Source organism: Fulvivirga marina (genome assembly GCF_016775155.1).
Lineage (GTDB): Bacteria > Bacteroidota > Bacteroidia > Cytophagales > Cyclobacteriaceae > Fulvivirga > Fulvivirga marina.
The window spans coordinates 1-436 of record NZ_JAEUGD010000015.1 but is presented as its reverse complement, the minus strand read 5'-3'; the positions used below and the strand labels follow the sequence as shown (position 1 = coordinate 436).

The 436-nt window shown below is 35.6% G+C and carries 1 protein-coding gene; it reads right to left on the bottom strand.

What is annotated here, in order from left to right:
- Positions 1-95: 95 nt before the first annotated feature.
- Positions 96-410 (bottom strand): hypothetical protein, encoded by a 315-nt coding sequence (locus JMN32_RS04405; protein WP_202855080.1) that lies wholly within the window; start codon positions 408-410, stop codon positions 96-98.
- Between the last annotated feature and the right edge of the window lie 26 nt (positions 411-436).

Genomic DNA, 436 nt, shown 5'->3' with positions numbered 1-436 from the left:
CCATTTTTAACTTGTTATTAAATACGGCTACATTTCCGCCCTGAAGCAGGTAGTAAACGTATTGGTCTTGGTATATCTTGATTTTACTCATAACGTCAGTTATCGGGACAATTTGAAGGGTCTTTGATTAGCAGATCGGTTAACTCTTGTTGAAGATGATTTAATTGTTCTACCTGTCCCTTCAGGCTAAAGTACATAAATTGAAAGTTCCTATCGTAATCCTTCAATTTATTAGCCTCGGCCATAATCTCATAAAGATTATGTTCATAAATAAGGTACGCAAACTCCTTGTTGGTAATTTGATAGTATTCCGCCAGTAGCGTATTATGGTGAATCAGGTCTTTTACTTCCTCAAGAAGTTTTTTATAACGTTCAATTGATTCTTCCCAACTGGCTTTCTTTCGTTCCATAGTTTAAAAGGTTAAAAAGGCATCCA

What these genes read in the sequence shown, in the direction of transcription:
- JMN32_RS04405 (WP_202855080.1), bottom strand. Translation starts at nt 410, where the DNA reads ATGGAACGAAAGAAAGCCAGTTGGGAAGAATCAATTGAACGTTATAAA.